This is a genomic window from Sphaerisporangium krabiense (genome assembly GCF_014200435.1).
Taxonomy (GTDB): Bacteria; Actinomycetota; Actinomycetes; order Streptosporangiales; family Streptosporangiaceae; genus Sphaerisporangium; species Sphaerisporangium krabiense.
In genome coordinates, this window is the sequence record NZ_JACHBR010000001.1 from 2,177,332 (window position 1) to 2,195,873 (window position 18,542).

At 73.8% G+C, this 18,542-nt stretch carries 19 protein-coding genes; 13 read left to right on the forward strand and 6 right to left on the reverse strand.

The window, feature by feature from the left end; genetic code table 11:
- The first annotated feature begins 43 nt into the window (after positions 1–43).
- The 9 genes from BJ981_RS09410 to BJ981_RS09450 all read left to right on the forward strand — a co-directional run bounded on the left by BJ981_RS09410 (position 44) and on the right by BJ981_RS09450 (position 9,091).
- Entirely contained in the window at positions 44–883 is an 840-nt protein-coding gene (locus BJ981_RS09410) for a carbohydrate ABC transporter permease (protein ID WP_184609987.1), read from the forward strand.
- On the forward strand, positions 880–1,713 hold the full coding sequence (locus BJ981_RS09415) for a carbohydrate ABC transporter permease (RefSeq protein WP_184609989.1): 834 nt from the start codon (positions 880–882) through the stop codon (positions 1,711–1,713). The genes BJ981_RS09410 and BJ981_RS09415 overlap by 4 nt, the downstream gene beginning before the upstream one ends.
- Entirely contained in the window at positions 1,710–2,669 is a 960-nt protein-coding gene (locus BJ981_RS09420; protein WP_184609991.1) for an N-acetylglucosamine kinase, read from the forward strand. The genes BJ981_RS09415 and BJ981_RS09420 overlap by 4 nt, the downstream gene beginning before the upstream one ends.
- 3 nt (positions 2,670–2,672) lie before the next feature.
- Positions 2,673–3,338 (forward strand): N-acetylmannosamine-6-phosphate 2-epimerase, encoded by a 666-nt coding sequence (locus BJ981_RS09425; protein WP_184609993.1) that lies wholly within the window; start codon positions 2,673–2,675, stop codon positions 3,336–3,338.
- On the forward strand, positions 3,335–4,624 hold the full coding sequence (locus tag BJ981_RS09430) for a hypothetical protein (protein ID WP_184609995.1): 1,290 nt from the start codon (positions 3,335–3,337) through the stop codon (positions 4,622–4,624). Before BJ981_RS09425 ends, BJ981_RS09430 begins: the two co-directional genes overlap by 4 nt.
- Positions 4,621–5,385: a sugar isomerase domain-containing protein gene (locus BJ981_RS09435; protein WP_184609996.1), complete on the forward strand. Its 765-nt coding sequence runs from the start codon at positions 4,621–4,623 to the stop codon at positions 5,383–5,385. Before BJ981_RS09430 ends, BJ981_RS09435 begins: the two co-directional genes overlap by 4 nt.
- 406 nt (positions 5,386–5,791) lie before the next feature.
- Entirely contained in the window at positions 5,792–5,983 is a 192-nt protein-coding gene (locus BJ981_RS09440; protein ID WP_184609998.1) for a DUF6229 family protein, read from the forward strand.
- A gap of 23 nt (positions 5,984–6,006) precedes the next feature.
- The gene (locus BJ981_RS09445; RefSeq protein ID WP_184610000.1) at positions 6,007–6,198 is read left to right on the forward strand and encodes a DUF6229 family protein; all 192 of its coding nucleotides are present in this window, start codon (positions 6,007–6,009) and stop codon (positions 6,196–6,198) included.
- A gap of 19 nt (positions 6,199–6,217) precedes the next feature.
- Positions 6,218–9,091, forward strand: coding sequence for a type 2 lanthipeptide synthetase LanM family protein (locus BJ981_RS09450; RefSeq protein WP_184610002.1), 2,874 nt, complete (start codon positions 6,218–6,220; stop codon positions 9,089–9,091).
- A 125-nt stretch (positions 9,092–9,216) separates the two neighbouring features.
- Here the strand turns inward: BJ981_RS09450 and BJ981_RS09455 are convergent, their stop codons facing one another.
- Entirely contained in the window at positions 9,217–10,074 is an 858-nt protein-coding gene (locus tag BJ981_RS09455) for a universal stress protein (RefSeq protein WP_184610004.1), read from the reverse strand.
- A gap of 223 nt (positions 10,075–10,297) precedes the next feature.
- On the opposite strand from BJ981_RS09455, the gene BJ981_RS09460 reads away from it, so the two are divergent.
- Both BJ981_RS09460 and BJ981_RS09465 read left to right on the forward strand, forming a co-directional pair.
- Positions 10,298–10,639 (forward strand): DUF3147 family protein, encoded by a 342-nt coding sequence (locus BJ981_RS09460; protein WP_184610006.1) that lies wholly within the window; start codon positions 10,298–10,300, stop codon positions 10,637–10,639.
- The gene (locus BJ981_RS09465) at positions 10,636–11,040 is read left to right on the forward strand and encodes a DUF3147 family protein (RefSeq protein WP_184610008.1); all 405 of its coding nucleotides are present in this window, start codon (positions 10,636–10,638) and stop codon (positions 11,038–11,040) included. The genes BJ981_RS09460 and BJ981_RS09465 overlap by 4 nt, the downstream gene beginning before the upstream one ends.
- A gap of 9 nt (positions 11,041–11,049) precedes the next feature.
- Here BJ981_RS09465 and BJ981_RS09470 read toward each other — a convergent pair whose 3' ends face one another.
- The 4 genes from BJ981_RS09470 to BJ981_RS09485 all read right to left on the reverse strand — a co-directional run bounded on the left by BJ981_RS09470 (position 11,050) and on the right by BJ981_RS09485 (position 15,629).
- The gene (locus tag BJ981_RS09470) at positions 11,050–12,108 is read right to left on the reverse strand and encodes a sensor histidine kinase (protein WP_184610010.1); all 1,059 of its coding nucleotides are present in this window, start codon (positions 12,106–12,108) and stop codon (positions 11,050–11,052) included.
- Positions 12,095–12,760 carry a response regulator transcription factor gene (locus BJ981_RS09475; RefSeq protein ID WP_184610012.1) on the reverse strand — a complete coding sequence of 222 codons (666 nt, stop codon included), beginning with the start codon at positions 12,758–12,760 and terminating at the stop codon, positions 12,095–12,097. Before BJ981_RS09475 ends, BJ981_RS09470 begins: the two co-directional genes overlap by 14 nt.
- A 300-nt stretch (positions 12,761–13,060) precedes the next feature.
- Entirely contained in the window at positions 13,061–13,222 is a 162-nt protein-coding gene (locus BJ981_RS09480) for a hypothetical protein (protein ID WP_184610014.1), read from the reverse strand.
- Positions 13,223–13,304: 82 nt separating this feature from the next.
- Positions 13,305–15,629, reverse strand: a complete 2,325-nt coding sequence (locus BJ981_RS09485; RefSeq protein ID WP_184610016.1) for a phosphoketolase family protein — start codon at positions 15,627–15,629, stop codon at positions 13,305–13,307.
- An 86-nt stretch (positions 15,630–15,715) separates the two neighbouring features.
- Between BJ981_RS09485 and BJ981_RS09490 the strand changes: the two genes are divergently transcribed.
- Together BJ981_RS09490 and BJ981_RS09495 are read left to right on the forward strand one after the other, a co-directional pair.
- The gene (locus BJ981_RS09490) at positions 15,716–16,357 is read left to right on the forward strand and encodes a response regulator transcription factor (RefSeq protein ID WP_184610018.1); all 642 of its coding nucleotides are present in this window, start codon (positions 15,716–15,718) and stop codon (positions 16,355–16,357) included.
- A gap of 52 nt (positions 16,358–16,409) precedes the next feature.
- On the forward strand, positions 16,410–16,814 hold the full coding sequence (locus tag BJ981_RS09495) for a pyridoxamine 5'-phosphate oxidase family protein (RefSeq protein WP_184610020.1): 405 nt from the start codon (positions 16,410–16,412) through the stop codon (positions 16,812–16,814).
- Between the two features lie 3 nt (positions 16,815–16,817).
- Here BJ981_RS09495 and BJ981_RS09500 read toward each other — a convergent pair whose 3' ends face one another.
- On the reverse strand, positions 16,818–18,506 hold the full coding sequence (locus tag BJ981_RS09500; RefSeq protein ID WP_184610022.1) for a sensor histidine kinase: 1,689 nt from the start codon (positions 18,504–18,506) through the stop codon (positions 16,818–16,820).
- Between the last annotated feature and the right edge of the window lie 36 nt (positions 18,507–18,542).

Here is an 18,542-nt window from a genome sequence, read left to right on the forward strand (position 1 = left end):
CCGCCGGTTCCCGAAGGGCCCGGTCCGGGGCCGGGGGCGCCGGGTGAGCCGCAGGGACCTGGTCGGGGCGACGCTCTCCTTCCCCGCGCTGGCGCTCTTCGCGCTCTTCGCGATCTATCCGGGCCTGCGGGTGTTCTACCTCAGCCTGTTCGACTACAGCCTGACCAGCCCCGCGACGTTCGTCGGGCTGGAGAACTTCCGTTTCCTGGCCACGGACCCCCGCTTCCACGAGGCCCTGCTGAACTCGTTGTTCTACACGGTGGGGACCTACCTTCCCGCGCTGGTCCTGGCGCTCATGCTGGCCATGGCGCTGCACCGGCGCATGGCGGGCGGCGGCTGGATCCGCCTGCTGTACTTCCTGCCGGTGGCGACGAGCTGGGTGGCCATCTCAGTGGTCTGGCGTCTGGTCCTGCACCCGCACGGGCTGCTGAACCAGACGCTCGGCCTGGACGTGACGTGGCTGACCAGCTCGGCGGCGGCCCCGTGGGCGCTGGTGATCATGAGCGTCTGGAAGGAGACCGGCTTCTTCCTCATCCTGTTCCTCGCCGGGCTCTCCCGCCTGCCCCGCGAGGTCTTCGAGGCCGCCCAGGTGGACGGCGCGGGGGCCTGGCGGCGGTTCTGGCACATCACCTTCCCGCTGCTCAAGCCCGTCACGGCGATCTGCTCCGTCATGGCGATCATCCGCGGGCTCCAGGCGTTCAGCCCCCAGGTCGTGCTGACCGACGGCGGGTTCGGCACCGAGGTGGTCAACCTGTTCGTCTACAAGACCGCGTTCGAGAACGCCCGCATGGGCCGGGCCAGTGCGGTGGCGGTGTTCATGTTCTTCGTCCTGATCTGCGTGACCCTGGCCCAGCTCCGCCTCTTCCGCAGGGAGGACGCGTGACCGCCCTCGCCCGGACCGGCCGGGTGCTGCGCTGGGCGGCGGTGACCGCGGGCGGCCTCGCGTTCGCGGCGGTCCTGGCCTACGCGGCGGTGTCGGCGGTCAAGCCGGCGGGCGAGGTGCTCGCCGTGCCGTTGAGCTGGCTGCCGAGCAGCGTCGAGTGGCACAACATCGTGCTGCCCTTCACCGAGACGCCGTTCGCCCGCTACTTCGGCAACAGCGTGTTCGTCGGCGTCACGGTGACGCTGCTGAACGTCGTCACCTGCACGCTCGCCGGGTACAGCTTCTCGAAGTTCAGCTACCCCGGCCGCAACGTCGCGTTCGTCGTCGTGCTCGCCACGCTGATGGTGCCGCTCGAGGTCATCTACGTGCCCCTGTACGCGCTGATCTACGACCTCGGATGGGTCAACAGCTTCGCCGGGCTGATCGTCCCCGCGGGCACCAGCGCGTTCGGCATCTTCCTGATGCGGCAGAGCATCGACACCATCCCCGACGAACTGCTGGAGGCGGCACGGATCGACGGCGCGGGGGTGCTGCGCAGCCTCGCGCGGATCGTCGTCCCGCTCGTGCGCGGCCCCATGGCGGCCCTGGCGCTGTTCATCTTCATGATGAACTGGGACAGCCACCTGTGGCCGCTGCTGGTCGCGGGCGACGACGACCACCGCACGCTGCCTGTCGGCCTCGCCGCCATGCAGGCCAACAACCTGGGCGCGAGCGGCGTGCCGATGATGATGGCCGCGGCGGTGCTGGCCATGCTGCCCACGGTGCTGCTGTTCCTGTCCCTGCAGCGGCGGTTCGTCGAGGGCGTGGCGATGAGCGCGGGCCTTCGATGACCGGCGGCTCCTCGCCCGGGGGGCCGGGCGTGCTGGTGGCCGTGGACAGCGGCCAGTCCAGCCTGCGGCTGGCCGTCCTCGGCTCGGGCGCGGTCCACGAGGCGCCCGGCTTCAGCTACTCGGCCGGCGATCCGGTCGCCGCGCTGACGCGGACCATCGGCGCGGCGTGGGAGGCCGCGGGCTCCCCCGGCCCCGTGGCCCGCGCCGTGCTCGGCCTGACCGGCCTGCCGTCCCGCCCCGAGGTGCGCGCCCGCCTCGCCGCGGCGATCGCGGCGCTGCTGGACGCCCGTGAGATCGTGCTGGCCGCCGACAACGTCACCGCGCACGCCGGGGGGCTGCCCGGCGGGCACGGCGTGGTGATGACGATCGGCACCGGGGTCGGCTGCCTCGCGGTCGACGCGGCCACGCGCACCGCGCGCCGCGTCGACGGGTGGGGCCACCTGTTCGGCGACGACGGCAGCGCCTTCGCCGTCGGCCGCGCGGGGATCGCCGCGGTGCTGCGCGCGGTGGACGGCCGCGGCCCGCGCACCGCGCTCGCCGGACCCGCCGGGCGGCGCTACGGCTCGGTCCACGAGATGACGTTCGCCCTCTACACCTCGCGCAACACCGTCGACGACACCGCCAGGTTCGCCCCCGAAGTGGTCGCGGCGGCCGAGGCGGGGGACGAGGTGGCCGACGGCATCGTCCGCGCGGCCGGGCACGCGCTGGCCCACACGGCCACGGCGGCGGTCGCCACGATCTCCGGCGACGACCCGGTCCCGCTGGCGCGCACGGGGCGGCTCGTCGAAGGGGACAGCCTGCTCGTCCGCACCTTCCTGACCGGCCTCGCCGCCGCCTGCCCGCGCGCGCGGCCCGTGCCCGCCGAGGGCACGTCCCTGGACGGCGCGCGCAGGCTCGCCACCGCGCCGGACCCCGGCGCCCAGGGTCTGCCCGTTCATATCTACCGAGGTTCGTGAATCATGCTGCCATTCCCATCGCGTTCGCTGGTCGTCTCCTGCCAGGCGACGGCGTCCAGTCCGCTGCGGGACCCCGACCCCATGGCCAGGATGGCCCGCGCCGCCGAGGAGGGCGGAGCCGTCGCGATCCGCGCCAACGGCCCCGCCGACGTGGCGGCGATCGCGCGCGCGGTCGCGATCCCGATCATCGGCATCAACAAGACCGGCGATCCGCGTGGCGTCTACATCACGCCCACCGCCGACGCCGCGGGCGAGGTCGTCGCCGCCGGGGCCAGGCTGGTGGCCGTCGACGGCACGACCCGGCCCCGGCCGGACGGCGCCACGCTCGCCGAGCAGATCGCGCGGATCCACGACGAGTACGGCGTGCCGGTCATGGCGGACGTGGACCACCACGAGGCGGGGCTCGCCGCCCGCGAGGCGGGCGCGGACATCGTCGCGACCACGCTGTCCGGCTACACGGGCCCTGGGCCCGTGCCCGAGGGCCCCGACCTGGAACTGGTCGCCTCGCTGGTCGCCGCGCTGGACTGCCCCGTGATCGCGGAGGGCCGGTACTGGACGCCCGAGCAGGCGCGCGAGGCCGTCGAGGCGGGCGCCTACGCGGTCGTCGTCGGCACGGCGATCACCAACCCCGGCGCGCTCACCGGCCGCTTCCGGCGGGCCCTTTCATGAGGGCGGGCCACGGACGGAGCCCGCTGCCGGTCCCGCCGGGCACGCCGCTCGGCGGGTACGCGGCCAGGACCGGGGTCTCCACCGGGGTGCTCGACGAGCTGGAGGTCGCCGCGGTCACCGTCGAGACCGGCGGCACGCGGCTGGTCTGGGTGGTCGCGGACCTGCCGTTCGTCAACGTCGACCTGGCCGACCGGGTGCGGCGGGCGGTGCGCGACGCGATCCCCGGGGTGCGGCCGGAGGACGTGTGGGTCTCGGCGACCCACACCCACTCCGGGCCGGACAGCTCCTGCCCCGCCGAGCCCTCGCGCACGCCGGACCGGTGGCTGGAGGACGTCCCGGCCGCCGCGGTCGCCGCCGCGCGCGCCGCGGTCGCCACCGAGCGCGAGTCCCTCCTGAGCGTGCGGCGCGGACGGCTGGCCGGGGTGGGCGGGCAGCGCTCCGGCGCGCGGCCGCGGCGCACGGTGCCGATCGACGTCCTGTCCTTCGAGGCCCCGGACGGCGGCACGCGCGGCCTGATCGTCGTGGCGCCCGTGCACCCGACCGTACTGGGCGCGGACAACCTGCTGGTCAGCGCGGACCTCACCGGCGCCGCACGCCGGGCGCTCGCCGCCCACCCGGCGCTCGCCCGCGACGGCGCGCGCCCCTGGGCGGTGGTCGCGACCGGCGCGGCGGGCGACGTGAGCACCCGGCCGCACCGCCACGCGCAGACGCCGCGGGAGTGCGACCGTCTGGGCGCGCTGGTCGCGGACCGCGTCGTCCGGGCGCTGCGCGAGCCCGCCCGCGCGGTCGTCCCGATCGGCGCGCCCGCCGAGGCGCGCCTGGAGCACGTCCCCGTCCCGCCGAGGCCGCGCGACGCGCCCGCGCTCGCCGGCCGGCTGGAGGAGGAGCTGCGGCGGGTGGAACGGCGCGGCGACCCGGTCGCGACGCGTACCGCCTGGACGGCGCTCCAGGCGGCGCGGCTCGCCGCCGACGGCCCCCCGCCCCCGGAGCGGCCGTCCTGCGCGGTGTCGGTCATCAGGCTCGGCACGGTCGCGCTGGTGGCCCTGGGCGGCGAGCCCTACCTGGACCTGGCGGCACGGCTGGAGGAGTCCGTCGGCGGGACCACCGTCCTCGTCGGCTACACCAACGGCTATTTGGGCTACCTGCCCGTGCGCGCCGCCTACCGCCGGCCGGTCTACGAGGTTCTTCGCTCGCCGGTCGCCGAGGGCGGCGCCGAGCGGGTGATCGCCCGCGCCGCCGCCCTCGTCCCGTCCCCCACAGCACCATCATCGGAGGAACACCCGTGACCAATCCGACCCTCGACCGCCCGCCCGCCGTGCAGGTGCTGCAGGACGCGATGGACCGCGTCCTCACCACCCAGCGCCCGGCGATCGCGCAGGCGGCGCGCCTGTGCGCCGACGCGCTCGCCGGTTCCGGCATCATCCAGGCGTTCGGCACCGGGCACTCCCGCTCGTTCACCATGGAGATCGCCGGCCGCGCGGGCGGGCTGGTGCCCGCGAACCAGATCGCGATCAAGGATCTCGTCATGCACGGCGGCGCCGCCCCCGCCGAGATCCTCGATCCCACCAGCGAGCGGGACCCCTCGCTCGCGCGGCGCATCTGGTCGCTGCACGACATCCGCGCGGACGACGTCTTCCTGATCGCCTCCAACTCCGGCATCAACGGCACGATCGTCGAGATGGCCAAGCTCGCGCGGGAGAACGGCAACGCCGTCGTCGCGGTCACCTCCGTGGCGCACAGCAGGAACACGCCCTCCCGGCACCCGTCGGGGCGGCGGCTGCTCGACGAGGCGGACGTCGTGATCGACAACTGCGGCGTGCCCGGCGACGCGGCCTACACGCTCGCCAACGGCGCCAAGATCGTCCCGACCTCGACCATGACGAGCGTGCTCATCGCCCAGCTCATCACCGCCGAGATCTGCGCGGACCTGCTCGCGCGCGGCATCGCCCCGCCGGTCTACCTGTCCGCCAACATCCCGGCCGGGGACGACCACAACGAGCGGGTCCTGGCCAAGTACGCCGCCCGGATCCGCAAGAGCGAGCCCTGAGGTGTCGCAACCGCCGTCGCGCGCGGCGATCCGTGAAACGCACCGCGAATATGGATTTATCATACGGCCGTAATTCCGGAATCCCTCCCGTGCCGTGAACGAGCACGAGCCCCCCAGGTCACGGTGCCGCGCGCCCGCGCGGCACCCGGCCGGGGAGCAGGTGACCGAATTCGCGATTCGGCCGGATCCCCGGTCCGTATAGCGCCGCGTGGGCGGGACGGGCGGCGCCACCGGCCGCTCCGCTGAATACGAATCGCATTCGGCATAACATTCGCCACACCCCCGCTCCCCTTTCCGCGTTACCGATGAATGGCGACAAATCAGGATCTGTAACTAGTAACTGTTGATTTCCTGAAACATCCCGTTAACGTGGATCTGCACCACCAGGTCGCGAAAGGAGTCAGGAATGCCGGTCCCCCTGGAACGCTCCGAGCAGATCATCGCCGCGTGGCGCAGCGGCGCGGCGGACGCCGACGGCTGGGAGAACCCCGCCGGTCCGCCGCTAGCCCGGTACGCCGAGTCGGAGATCACAGCGGCCTTCGCCGAGACGCGCAGACCCACCGCGTGCACCGGCGCCAACACCATCCCGTGCTGCTGACCAAAAGCCAGAGGGAGCAACAGATGCCAGTGACAACGGAACGCTCCGAAGAGATCATCGCCGCGTGGCGCAGCGGCGCTGCGGACATCGACGGCTGGGAGAACCCGGCCGGTCCGCTGCTGAGCCGGTACGCCGAGTCGGAGCTCACGACCGCCTTCATCGAGACGCGCAGGGCCAGCGCGTGCACCGGCTCCTTCACCCACCAGTGCTGCTGACCGACGAAGGGTGAGAAGCATGGCCGGGGACTTCGACCCGTCGCTCGACCACCTGACCGCCCCGGCGCTGCGCAGGCTGTCGGCCGTACTGGCTTCGGTCCCCGGCCTCACGGCGGCGGAGGCCCGTGTGATCCACCGGGGCGCGGCGGAGGCACTGGAGGAGACCGTCCGCCGCAAGGTGAACCGGGTCCTGCTGCTGGAGCTCAACGCGGCCAGGATCAGCGGCCGGCTGACGGGCGCGACCCCGGAGGACCGGTGGCGTGAGTGGAAGGCGACGGCCGCGACCCCGGAGTTCTGGCGCTCGCTGACCCCGCACTACCCGACGATGCGCTCCCGGCTCGCCGTGATCGTGGCCAACCGGTGCGCCGCGGCCGAGGAGCTGGCCCGCAGGTTCGCCGCCGACCGGGCCGACCTCGCCGCGCTGCCCGGCGCCCCGGGCGGCGACCTGACCCAGGTCCGGTTCGGCGCGGGCGACAGCCACCGCGGCGGGCGCGCGGTCGCCGTCCTGCACGGCTCCGACGGGCGGGTCGTCTACAAGCCGCGGTCCCTCGCCGTGGACCGCGAGCTGGCACGCCTGATCGCCCGCCTGGCGCCCGCGCTGCCCCACGGCACGGTGATCCGCGTTCCCGAGGTGCTCAGCCGCCTGGAGTACGGCTGGGCGGAGCACATCGCGCACCGCTACTGCGCCGGCGACGCCGAGCTGCGCGCCTTCTACCGGGGCATCGGGCACTGGCTCGCGCTGATGCGCCTGGTCGGCGGCAGCGACCTGCACGCGGAGAACCTGATCGCGGCCGGGCCCGCGCCGGTCGTCGTCGACTGCGAGACGCTGTTCACCCCGCACGCCGCCCTCAAGCCGTCCGGCCACGGCGCGGCGGTCGACCGCGCGTCCGAGCTGCTCATGGGGTCAGTGCTGCGCATCGGCCTGCTGCCCGGCCGTGGCGCCGCGCTCGGCTGGCGGGGCGTGGACGTCTCCGCCCTCGGCGCGCTGCCCGGCCAGCAGCCGCACGTGCGGGTGCCCGTCGTCGTCGACGCGGGCACGGACACGGCCAGGGTGGGCGTCCAGCGCGTGGAGATGGAGGCGGTGGGCAACCACCCGAGCCCCGACCCCGTTCTCGCCCGCTACTGGGACCTGGTGCTGGACGGGTTCGCCGAGCTGTCCCGCCACCTGGACGCGCTGGACCGGCGCGGCGACCTCGGCGGGATGCTGGCCGGCTTCGCCGACCTGCCCGTCCGCGTGGTGCCGCGCGCCACCGAGGCGTACGCCGAGCTGGCCCGCATGCTGTGGCATCCCGGTTCGCTGCACGACGAGGCCGCCGCGTGCCGCGAGGCCGCGCGCCTGCTGACCGAGCACGCCGGCAACCAGCCGGGCGCGCCGCCGGACCCCAAGGTCATCGACGCCGAGGTGACCGAGTTGCTGAACGGCGACATCCCCTTCTTCGCCACGACCCCGGCCCGCGGCCGCATGGACGGCCCCGGCGGCACCGCCTTCGGAGAAGAACAGGACCTCATCGCGGACGCGCTGCGGCGCTGGCGCGAGCGCGAGTCGGCCCTGGACCGCGACGTGATCCGGGCCGCCCTCGTCAGCGCCTACCTCAACGAGGGCTGGCTGCCCCGGACCGCGCGGATGGCCGCCCCCCTGATCCGGCACGACGACCTGGACCCGCGCCGCCGCCGGCTGGCGGCCGGCATGGCGCGCCGCCTGCTGGACGCGGCGGTGCGCGGCGACGACGGCACGGTGACCTGGATCGCCCCGGTGCTGACCTCCTCCGGCTGGTCGGTGCAGTCGCTGACCGCCGACGTGTACGGCGGGGCGCACGGGGTCGCGATCACGCTGGCCGCCTACGCGGCCGAGACCGCGCGGGGCGAGGCCGACGAGGTGCCGGGTCTCGACCGGCTGCTGGCCGACCTGCTCCACACGATCAGGCTGGCCGAGGATGACGACGCCGCCCTGCGCCGCTCGGCGACGCCCCGTCGGCCCGACCCGCCGGGAGGGTACGTCGGCATCGGCTCGTGGATCTGGAGCTGGCTTCTGCTCGGCCGGCTCGGCGCCGTGGCGGACCACGAGGCCCTGACCCGGGCGTGCGCGCTGGCCGGGGAGCTGCCCGCGGCGGTGGCGGCGGACGAGGTCTACGACCTGCTCGGCGGGATGGCGGGCGCCGTGGTGCCGCTGCTGCGCCTGGCGGGGCGCGCCGGCGACGCGCGGTACGCGGCACAGGCCGGCGAGATCGGCGAGCGGCTCGTCACGCTGGCCGCCGACGACGGCCGGGGGGCGCGCTGGCCCAACGCCGACAACCGGACCGGGCTCGGCGGCATGGCGCACGGCTCCACCGGCATCGGCTGGGCGCTCGCCCGGCTGTCCGACGCCGGGGTGCCCGGGGCCGAACGGTTCGCCGCCCTGGCCGACCGGGCCTTCCTGTTCGAGGAGTCCCTGTACGACGCGGACGGGGACGGCTGGCTGGACCTGCGCGAGACCGAGCCGCAGGTGACGGCGAGCGCGTGGTGCCACGGGGCCGGCGGCATCGGCGTCGTCGCGGCCGACCTACTGGCCCGCCGCGCCTCCCCCCGGTGGCAGGACGTGCTGCGCCGCGCGGCCGCGTCCTGCTGGAAACTCGGCATGGGCTGGAACCACACGCTGTGCCACGGCGATCTCGGCAACTGGGAGGTGCTGGATCGGGCGGTCGAGGCCGGGCTCGGCCCCGGGGGACTGACCCGCGAGCACCTGTACGCGTACATGATCGGCACCGTCGAGGAGCACGGCCCGATCACCGGCCTGGCCCGCGACGCCTTCGCCCCCGGCCTGCTCCCGGGCATGTGCGGCATCCTCTACCAACTCCTCCGCGCCCGCCCCGGCACGCCCCTGCCCTCGGTGCTGCTCCCCGACCCGGGGGCGTGACCCGGCGGCACGGACGGGGAGCGCGATCGAGGCTCGGCCGGGGCCCGCTGGGGGCTCGCTGGGGGCTCGGTGGGGGCTCGGTGGGGCGCCGTCCCTCGCCGTCCGGCGGCGGGGCGGCGCGGGCGTCATTCCCGGCGGCGGTCCTCCTTCGAGGCGCCGCGGACCACGGCCACCGGGCAGGACGCGTGGTGCAGCACGGCGTGGCTCGTGGACCCCAGGAGCAGCCCGGCGAAGCCGCCGCGCCCGCGTGAGCCCACGACCAGCAGGTCCGCCTCTGCCGACGCCTCGGTCAGCACGCGGGCCGGATGCCCGTCCTCCACCTGCGCGACCACCTCGACGCCGGGGTGGCGCTCGCGGTGCGCCGCCAGCGACTCCCCCAGCCGGCGCGTCTCGTCCGCGGCCTCGCCCGGATCGGACGGCAGGACGCGTTCCTGACCGGAACGCACCCGGACGACCCGCAGCCGCGCCCCGCGCGCCGCCGCCTCCGCGAAGGCGAACCCGACCGCGGCGTCGCTCGCCACCGACCCGTCCATGCCCACCACGACCTCTCCGGAGGTGACCGCCGCCGGGCCGCGCACCACGACGACCGGGCATCGGGCGTACCCGGCCACCCCGAGGGCGACCGAGCCGAGCAGCAGGCCGCGGAACCCGCCGAGGCCGTGGTTGCCCACCACGAGCATGCCCGCGTCGGCGGCCAGGCCGAGCAGTGTGGTCCGCGGATCACCGGCGGCGGGCTCGGCGGTCACCCGGGCCTCGACCGGCTCGGCGGCGGCCCGTTCCGTCGCCTCCTTCAGCACCGTGGCGGCGTTGCCGCGCATCCACCGCCCGACCTCGGCGTGCGGCGCGTCCTCGGGCATCTCGGCGGCCCACTTCGGCATGACGTGCACGATCCGCACCGGACGGCCCAGCAGCGCGCCCTCCCGCACGGCCCATCCGACCGCGTCCAGCCCCGCAGGCGAGCCGTCCACCCCGACGATGATCATGGTGTCTCCCCGTTCCCCGCGCGGCCGCCGGCGTCCGCGCCACCGACGGGCGGAGTCCCCCCAGACCACACGATGCCCCCCGCCGCACGCCGGGGTCAGGGCCGAAGGTCACCGCGGCGACGGACCTCCGGCCGGCGCTGGTAGGGCGGGGGGATACGGGGCAGGATCACATGATCCCCGTTCTGCGGCGACGGCCGGCGGCGGGGACCTCGTGGGGGGCGTCATGAGCCAGGTGTGGTTGGTCGCGCTGCGCGGGCTGTTCGGCGGCCTGCTGGTGATGGCTTTCGCCCTGCTCGGCGAGATGGTGTCCCCCAAGAAGTTCGCCGGCATCTTCGCCGCGGGCCCCGCCGTGGCGCTGGCCGGGATGAGCATCACGGTCCTGCACGCGGGGAGCCGTCCGCTCGCCGAGTCCGCGCTCGGCATGATCGTCGGGTCGGTGGCGCTGGTGGTCTACTGCGCGCTGGCGGTCCCCGTGGTGCGGCGTCTCGGCGCGGTCACCGGGTCGGCGGCGGCGGTCGCGGTGTGGCTGGCCGTCGCGGGCCTCGGATGGTGGCTGATGGCGTGAGCGGGCGGGAGAGGATCCGGCTGCGCCCGTCCAGGGCGCGGTGCGCGCACCCGGCCGGCATGGCGCTGCGCTTCGCCTTCGGCGCGGCGATCTCGGTGGTCGCGGCGCTGGTCACGGACCGGTGGGGCCCCGTCACGGGCGGGATCTTCCTGGCCTTTCCCGCCACCCTCGCCGCCACGCTGACCCTCATCGAGCACGAGGAGCACAGGCGCCTCCCGGTCGAGCAGGACGCCCGCGGCGCGGTGCTCGGCGCGGCGGGCATGATCGTCTTCGCCGTGTGCGTGTGGGCGCTCGCCCCCTGGCTGCCCGCCGCGCTGGTCCTGGTGACCTCGACCGCGGCGTGGGCGCTGGTCGCCGTCGCCCTCTACCTGCTCCTCCAGGGGCGGCGCGACGCCGGGTGACGCCAGGGCTCAGCGGGCCGTTCCTGGGCGCAGGACCTGGCCAGGGTGTTCGGCCGCCGCGAGCGGCAGGTGGATGGTCGCGGTGAGCCCGCCGGACGGCGCGGGGGTCAGGGTGACGTGCCCGCTGTGGGACTCCACGATGCCGCGGACGATCATCAACCCGAGGCCGGAGCTGGACGAATAGGACCAGTCCGCGCGGCGCGCGAGCTCCTCGGCGCGTTCGGGCGGGATGCCCCGTCCGTGGTCCTCCACCTCCGCGACGACCGTCGCCGCGCCCTGCCGCACCCGCAGGACGACCGGGGCCCGGCCGTGCCGCGTGGCGTTCTCCACGAGGCAGTCGAGCGCGGTCTCCAGCCGCTCCTCGTCGCCCGTGACCGGGGCGGCGACGGTGTCCACGCGGATCGCGCCGTTCAGCAGGGGCGCCCAGCGCCGGCCGACCCGCTGGACGAGCGCGCCCAGGTCCAGGACGCGGGCGCCCGCGCCGGGATCCTGGTGCGCCCAGGCCAGGGCGGACAGGCGGCCGGTGATCCGGGACAGCTTGTCCAGTTCCTCCACGACGACGCCCAGGTCCGCGGCCGGGTCGGAGTCGGCGCCCTCCACCAGGAGCATCTCGGCGTACCCCCGGGCGACGGTGAGCGGGGTGCGCAGCTCGTGGGTGGCGACCCGCACGAACCTCTCCGTCATCTCGTGCGCCAGGCGCTCGCGCGCGGCGGACAGCCGGGCCTCGGCCGCCGCGGCCGTCCGCCACCGCACGTGCCAGACCATGACGAGGAACAGCAGGCACATCAGCGGGATCTCCGCCGTCTCCTCGAAGGCGATGACCTCGGAACTGGCGTGCCAGTACAGCGGCACCCCGGTCGCCGCGGCCACGGCGAGGCACACGGCGAGGGTGGCGGGCATCGGCCACGGCCGCACGCCGTACACCAGCGCGAACGAGATCCAGACCAGGTGGAAGGGGATGGTCTCGGCGCCGGGGAGCATCCACATGACCGTGGCGTTGACGGTGGCGAAGACCGCCCAGAGCGGGACCGCCCAGCGCGCCGCCCGCGACAGGTCAGCCCGCGACAAAGCTGTAGCCCACGTTGCGGATGGTCTCGATGGAGTCGGCGCCGAGCTTGGCGCGCAGCCGCCGCACGTAGACGTCCACCACGTTGCTGGCCGCGTCGAAGGCGTGCCCCCACACGTCGGTGAGCAGCTCCTCGCGCCCGCACACGTGCCCGGCGCGGCCCATGAGGTGGCTGAGCAGCACGAACTCCCGTTGCGTGAGCTGGACGCTGCGGCCGGGGAGCTCGGCGGTGCGGCGGTGCGGGTCGAGGGCGACCTGCCCGGCCCTGATGCAGCGCCGGGCCGCCGCGGGCGCGGGTTCGGCGGCCCTGATCCGCACCCGGGCCACGAGCTCGGCGAGCGCGAACGGCTTGGCGAGGTAGTCGACGGCGCCGTGGGCGAAGCACTCGACCTTGGCGGCGACGTCGCCGATGGCGGAAAGGACGAGGACGCGCTGGTCGGGGCGCCGGGCGAGCATCTGCCGCAGCACGTCCACCCCGCCGAGCCGCGGCAGCATCAGGTCCAGCACGACCAGCGCGAACTCCTCGGCGTCGGCGAGCAGCAGTGCCTGCTCGCCGGTTCCGACCGTGCGGACGACGTGGCCGTCGCGTTCCAGGGCGCGCGAGACGAACCTGCAGATCCTCGGCTCGTCGTCCACGACCATGATCCGGGGCATCCAAGCTCCACGAGACTCAGCGGCGCCCTGGCCATCAACGCCGTCCGCTCCCTACGTCTCGTGTGTACCGCCCCTGATCAAGACGGGCAAGCATCCGGCTATGCCCCATATGGACGAGGTGTCTGACCTGGGGTGAAATGAGGTCAATCTGATAGTCAGATGACGGACTCGTCATCTCCCCCCGTACGTCAGCCGCCCCAGCCTGATACAGGGGCAACCCGGACATGCGAAAACGCCCGGATATCGATATCCGGGCGTTTCTCGTTTGCCGTGCTGGGGGACCGGGTCCGCCCGGACGGATCACACGTCCATGCACCACATCCAGCCGTAGCCGCTGATCCAGCAGCGGTAGTAGTCGTTGTTGGGCATGGCGTTGGCCGGGGCGCTCGCGGCGGCGAAGGCGGCGCCGGCGAGGGCGACGGTGGCGGTCAGCGTGGCGACGCGGCGGGTGATCTTGCGCATCAGATCTCCAAAGATCTCGTGTGGCGGACATCTGAAGTCAACCAACGAGGTCTTGGACCGCTCTTGGAGATCACTGCAGCGCTCAGCTCCGCCGTTCCGGCCAGGTCCAGTCGCGGACCTCCGGGGCGTCCTCGCCGTGGTCGCGGGTGTGGGCGCGGGCCCGCAGGCGGGCGTCCGCCATGCGCTGCCGCAGGTGGGCGGCGGTGACGCGCAGGCCGGGGACGCGGTCGATGACGTCCATGACCAGGTGGTAGCGGTCGATGTCGTTGAGCATCGCCATGTCGAAGGGGGTGGTCGTGGTGCCCTCCTCCTTGTAGCCGCGGACGTGCAGGTTGGCGTGGCCGTTCCTGCGGTAGGTGAGCCGGTGGATCAGCCACGGGTAGCCGTGGAAGTTGAAGATCACCGGCTTGTTCGTGGTGAACAGGGCGTCGAACTCGGCGTCGGGCATGCCGTGCGGGTGCTCGGCCGGCGGCTGGAGGCGCATCAGGTCCACGACGTTGATCACCCGGACCCGCAGCCACGGCAGGTGCTCGCGCAGCAGCGCCGCGGCGGCCAGGGTCTCCAGCGTGGGCACGTCCCCGGCGCAGGCCAGCACGACGTCCGGCTCCTGCCCCGCGTCGTTGCTCGCCCAGTCGATGATGCCGAGGCCGCGGGCGCAGTGCGTGACCGCCTCCTCCTCGCCGAACAGGTCGAGCACGGGCTGCTTGCCCGCCACGACCACGTTGACGTAGTCGCGGGAGCGCAGGCAGTGGTCGGCCACCGACAGCAGCGTGTTGGCGTCCGGCGGCAGGTACACGCGCACGACACCGGCCTTCTTGTTGACCACGACGTCGAGGAATCCGGGGTCCTGGTGGCTGAAGCCGTTGTGGTCCTGCCGCCAGACGTGCGAGGACAGCAGGTAGTTGAGCGAGGCGACCGGCCGCCGCCAGGGGATGCGCCGGCTCGCGTCCAGCCACTTGGCGTGCTGGTTGAACATGGCGTCGACGATGTGGATGAACGCCTCGTAGCAGGTGAACAGGCCGTGCCTGCCGGTCAGCAGGTAGCCCTCCAGCCAGCCCTGGCACAGGTGCTCGCTCAGCACCTCCATGACCCGCCCGCCCTCGGCCAGGCGCGCGTCGGTGGGCAGGGTGCCCGCGTGCCAGGCCCGGCCGGTGACCTCGAAGACGGCCGACAGGCGGTTGGAGTCGGTCTCGTCCGGCCCCATGAGGCGGAACGTCCGCGGGTTGGCGGCGATCACGTCGCGCAGGAACCGGCCGAGGACGCGGGTCGGCTCGGTGAGCGCGGTGCCGGGCACGGGCACCGCGACGGCGTGGTCGCGGAAATCGGGCAGGACGAGGGGACGGAGGATCTCGCCGCCGTTGGCGTGCGGGCTGGCGCTCATGCGGCGGGGACCCTCGGGGACGGTCTCCAGGATCTCGGCGACCGGGCGGCCGTCGGCGTCGAAGAGCTCGCCCGGCCGGTAGGACCGCATCCACTCCTCCAGCATGGCCAGGTGGCCGGGGTTCTCCCGGACGGCGGCCAGCGGGACCTGGTGGGCGCGCCAGGTGCCCTCCACGGGCACGCCGTCGACCTCGCGGGGGCCGGTCCAGCCCTTCGGGGTGCGCAGCACGATCATCGGGAGCCGGTCGGCGCGGCCGTCCTTGTAGGCGGCGATCTCGTCGAAGACCTCGTCCAGCGTCCGCGCCATCAGCGCGTGCATGGCCGTGGGGTCGTCTCCTTCGACCAGGTACGGCCGGTAGCCGTACCCCTCCATGAGCTTGACCAGGTCCTCGGAGGGGATCCGGGACAGCACCGTCGGGTTGGCGATCTTGTAGCCGTTGAGGTGCAGGATCGGCAGGACCACCCCGTCGCGGCGCGGGTCGAGGAACTTGTTGGAGTGCCAGCTCGCCGCCAGCGGGCCCGTCTCGGCCTCCCCGTCCCCGATCACGCACGCGACCACGAGGTCCGGGTTGTCGAACGCGGCGCCGTAGGCGTGGGCCAGCGAGTAGCCGAGTTCGCCGCCCTCGTGGATCGACCCGGGCGTCTCCGGGGCCACGTGGCTCGGGATGCCGCCGGGGAAGGAGAACTGGCGGAACAGGCGGCGCATGCCCTCGGCGTCCTGCGAGACGTCGGGGTACCGGTCGGAGTAGGAGCCCTCGAGCCAGGCGTGCGCCACCGCGGCGGGGCCGCCGTGACCGGGCCCGGCGACGTAGATCATGTCCTGGTCGCGCTCGGCGATGACCCGGTTGAGGTGGGCGAAGCAGAAGTTCAGCCCGGGCGTCGTGCCCCAGTGACCGAGCAGGCGCGGCTTGATGTGCTCCGGCTTCAGCGGCTCGGTCAGCAGCGGGTTGTCCAGCAGGTAGATCTGGCCCACGGCGAGGTAGTTGGCGGCGCGCCAGAAGGCGTCGATTCTCTCAAGGGCGTCCATGAGAAGATCGTCGCCTGAGCCGAACGCCGAGGTAAGGGACCTTGGTCCCTACCCGTCAGAGGCCATCGCGACATAAATTCTGGTACATGATTCGCGTTTTTCTACTCGATGACCACGAGGTCGTCCGGCGGGGCGTCGCCGCCCTGCTGAACACCGAGGACGACATCGAGGTGGTCGGCGAGGCCGGCACGGCCGAGTCGGCCATCGCGCGCATCCCCGCGCTGCGGCCCGACGTGGCCGTCCTCGACGTACGGCTGCCCGACGGCAGCGGCGTCGACGTGTGCCGCGAGGTGCGCTCACGGCTGCCAGGGCTGGCGTGCCTGATGCTCACCTCCTTCGCCGACGACGACGCCCTGTTCGACGCCGTCATGGCCGGGGCCTCGGGGTACGTGCTCAAGCAGATCCACGGCTCCGACCTGGTCGGCGCGGTCCGCACGGTCGCGGCCGGCCAGTCGCTGCTCGACCCGCAGACCACCGCCGCGATGCTGCAGCGGCTGCGCGACCAGGCCGCCAAGAAGGACCCCCTCGCCGCGCTGTCGGAGCAGGAGCGCCACATCCTCGAACTCATCGGCGAGGGGCTGACCAACCGGCAGATCGGCGAGCGGCTGTTCCTCGCCGAGAAGACCGTGAAGAACTACGTGTCGAACCTGCTGGGCAAGCTCAGCATGCAGCGCCGCACCCAGGCCGCCGCGCTGGCGGCGCGGATGAAGGCGGAACGGCACGAGTGAAGTGACTTTCGTCCCTGAACGCGAGACCACCAGGCGGAAGACCCTTGATGTCATGAAACTCGATACGGCCGGGCTGCGGGTCCTGACCCGTGAGGAGTGCCTGCACCTGTTCACGCTGACGCCCGTCGGGCGCATCGTCTTCACCGACCGCGCCCTGCCGAGCGTCCAGCCCGTCAACTTCCTCCTGAACGGCGAGGACATCGTGATCCGCACGTCGACCGGGTCCAAGCTCGCCGCCGCCACCCGCAACGCCGTGGTGGCCTTCGAGGCCGACGAGATCGACGTGACGACGCGCACGGGCTGGTCGGTCACCGCCGTCGGGCACGCCCGCGCGGTGACCGACCCGGCCGAGATCGAACTCCTCTCGGCGCTGCCGCTGGTGCGGTGGCTGCCGGGCGACCAGGACCATTTCATCGTGGTGCGCGCCGAGCAGGTCTCCGGGCGCCGGATCGTCTGAGGATCAGCCGAGGGGGACGTCCCAGACGAGCCGCGTCCCGCCCTCGGCCGGGGACTCGGCGACGAACGTCCCGCCGAGCCGCTCCGCCCGCTCCTGCAGGTTGCGCAGGCCGCTGCGGCGCCCCTCCGCGGGCAGGCCGACCCCGTTGTCCTGGACGACGAGCACGACGCGTCCCGCCTCCACCCGCGCGGCGACGTCCGCCTTCGACGCCTTGGCGTGCCGCACCAGGTTCGACAGCGCCTCCCGCAGGACGGCGAGAAGCTGGTCGGCGATCGGCGCGGGCACGTCGTTGTCGAGCCGGCCCTCCATCTGCAGCCCCGGCATGAAGCCCAGGTGACCCCGCGCGCCCTCCACGAGCGCCACGACCTGGGCCCGCAGACCGGGATCGGCGAGGTCCGGGGGCGTCTGGAGCGCGAAGATCGTGGAACGGATCTGGCGGATCGTCTCGTCCAGCTCGTCGACGGCGTGCCGCAGGCGGGTGGACGCCTCGGGCCGCTCGACCAGCCGCACCGCGCTCATCAGCGTCATCGCGACCGCGAACAGGCGCTGGATCACGACGTCGTGCAGGTCCTTGGCGATCCGGTCGCGGTCCTCCAGCAGGCCCAGGCGCTCGGCGTCCTTGCGCGCCGTCGCCAGCTCCAGCGCGATGGCGGCCTGACCCGCGAACGCGTGCAGCATGCGCAGCATCGACGGCGTGAACGGCAGCCGGCCCGGCCGCTTGGCCAGCGCGAGCACGCCGCGCACCGACCCGGCGGTGCCGAGCGGCACCGCCGCCGCGGGCCCTGACTCCACCTCGTCCGACATGTGGAAGCCCACCGTGCCCACGTCACCGGCCGTGTACGGCTCCCCCGCCGCGTACGCCGCGCCCGGGAGCGAGCCCTCGACCGGGACCTCGGCGCCCACCAGGTCGTCGGCGCCCTCGGCGATCCTGACGTGCAGCGTCCGGCCGTCCGCGGACGGGAACAGGATCGTGGTGACGTCGGCGTCGGCCATCTGCTGGACGTGGCGGGCGACCTGGCTCAGCACCTCGTCCACCCCCGCGCCGGTGAGCAGGGTGGTGGTGACCTCGGAGGACGCCTGGAGCCAGATCTCCCTGCGGCGCGTCTCCTCGTACAGGCGGGCGTTCTCGATCGCGACGCCGGCGGCGGTGGCCAGGGCGGTGACGACGGCCTGGTCCTCCTCGTCGAACTCCGCCCCGCCGCGCTTCTCGGTGAGGTAGAGGTTGCCGAAGACCTCGTCGCGCACCCGGATCGGCACCCCGAGGAAGGACCCCATCGGCGGGTGGCCGGGCGGGAAGCCGTAGGACTCGGGGTGGTCGGAGATGGAGGCGAGCCGCAGCGGGACCGGCTCCTTGATCAGCAGGCCGAGCAGGCCGAGGCCGTGCGGCCAGTGCTCGATGCGGGCGATCTCCTCTTCCGAGAGCCCGACCGGGATGAACTCCAGCAGCGTGCTCTCTTCGCCGATCACGCCGAGCGCGCCGTAGCCGGCGTCGACCAGGCGGGTCGCGGTCTCGACGATGCGGCGCAGCACCGTCTCCAGTTGCAGGTCGCTGCCGACGGAGACGACGGCCTCCAGAAGCGCGTGCACCCGGTCACGGGTGGCGAGGACGGCCTCCAGCCTGGTCTGGAGTTCGGCCAGCAGCTCGTCCAGCCGCATGCTGGGGACGAGGGAACTCGGCTCACCACTGCTCATAGCGGGATTCTTACATCAACGCGCACAGGAGCCCAT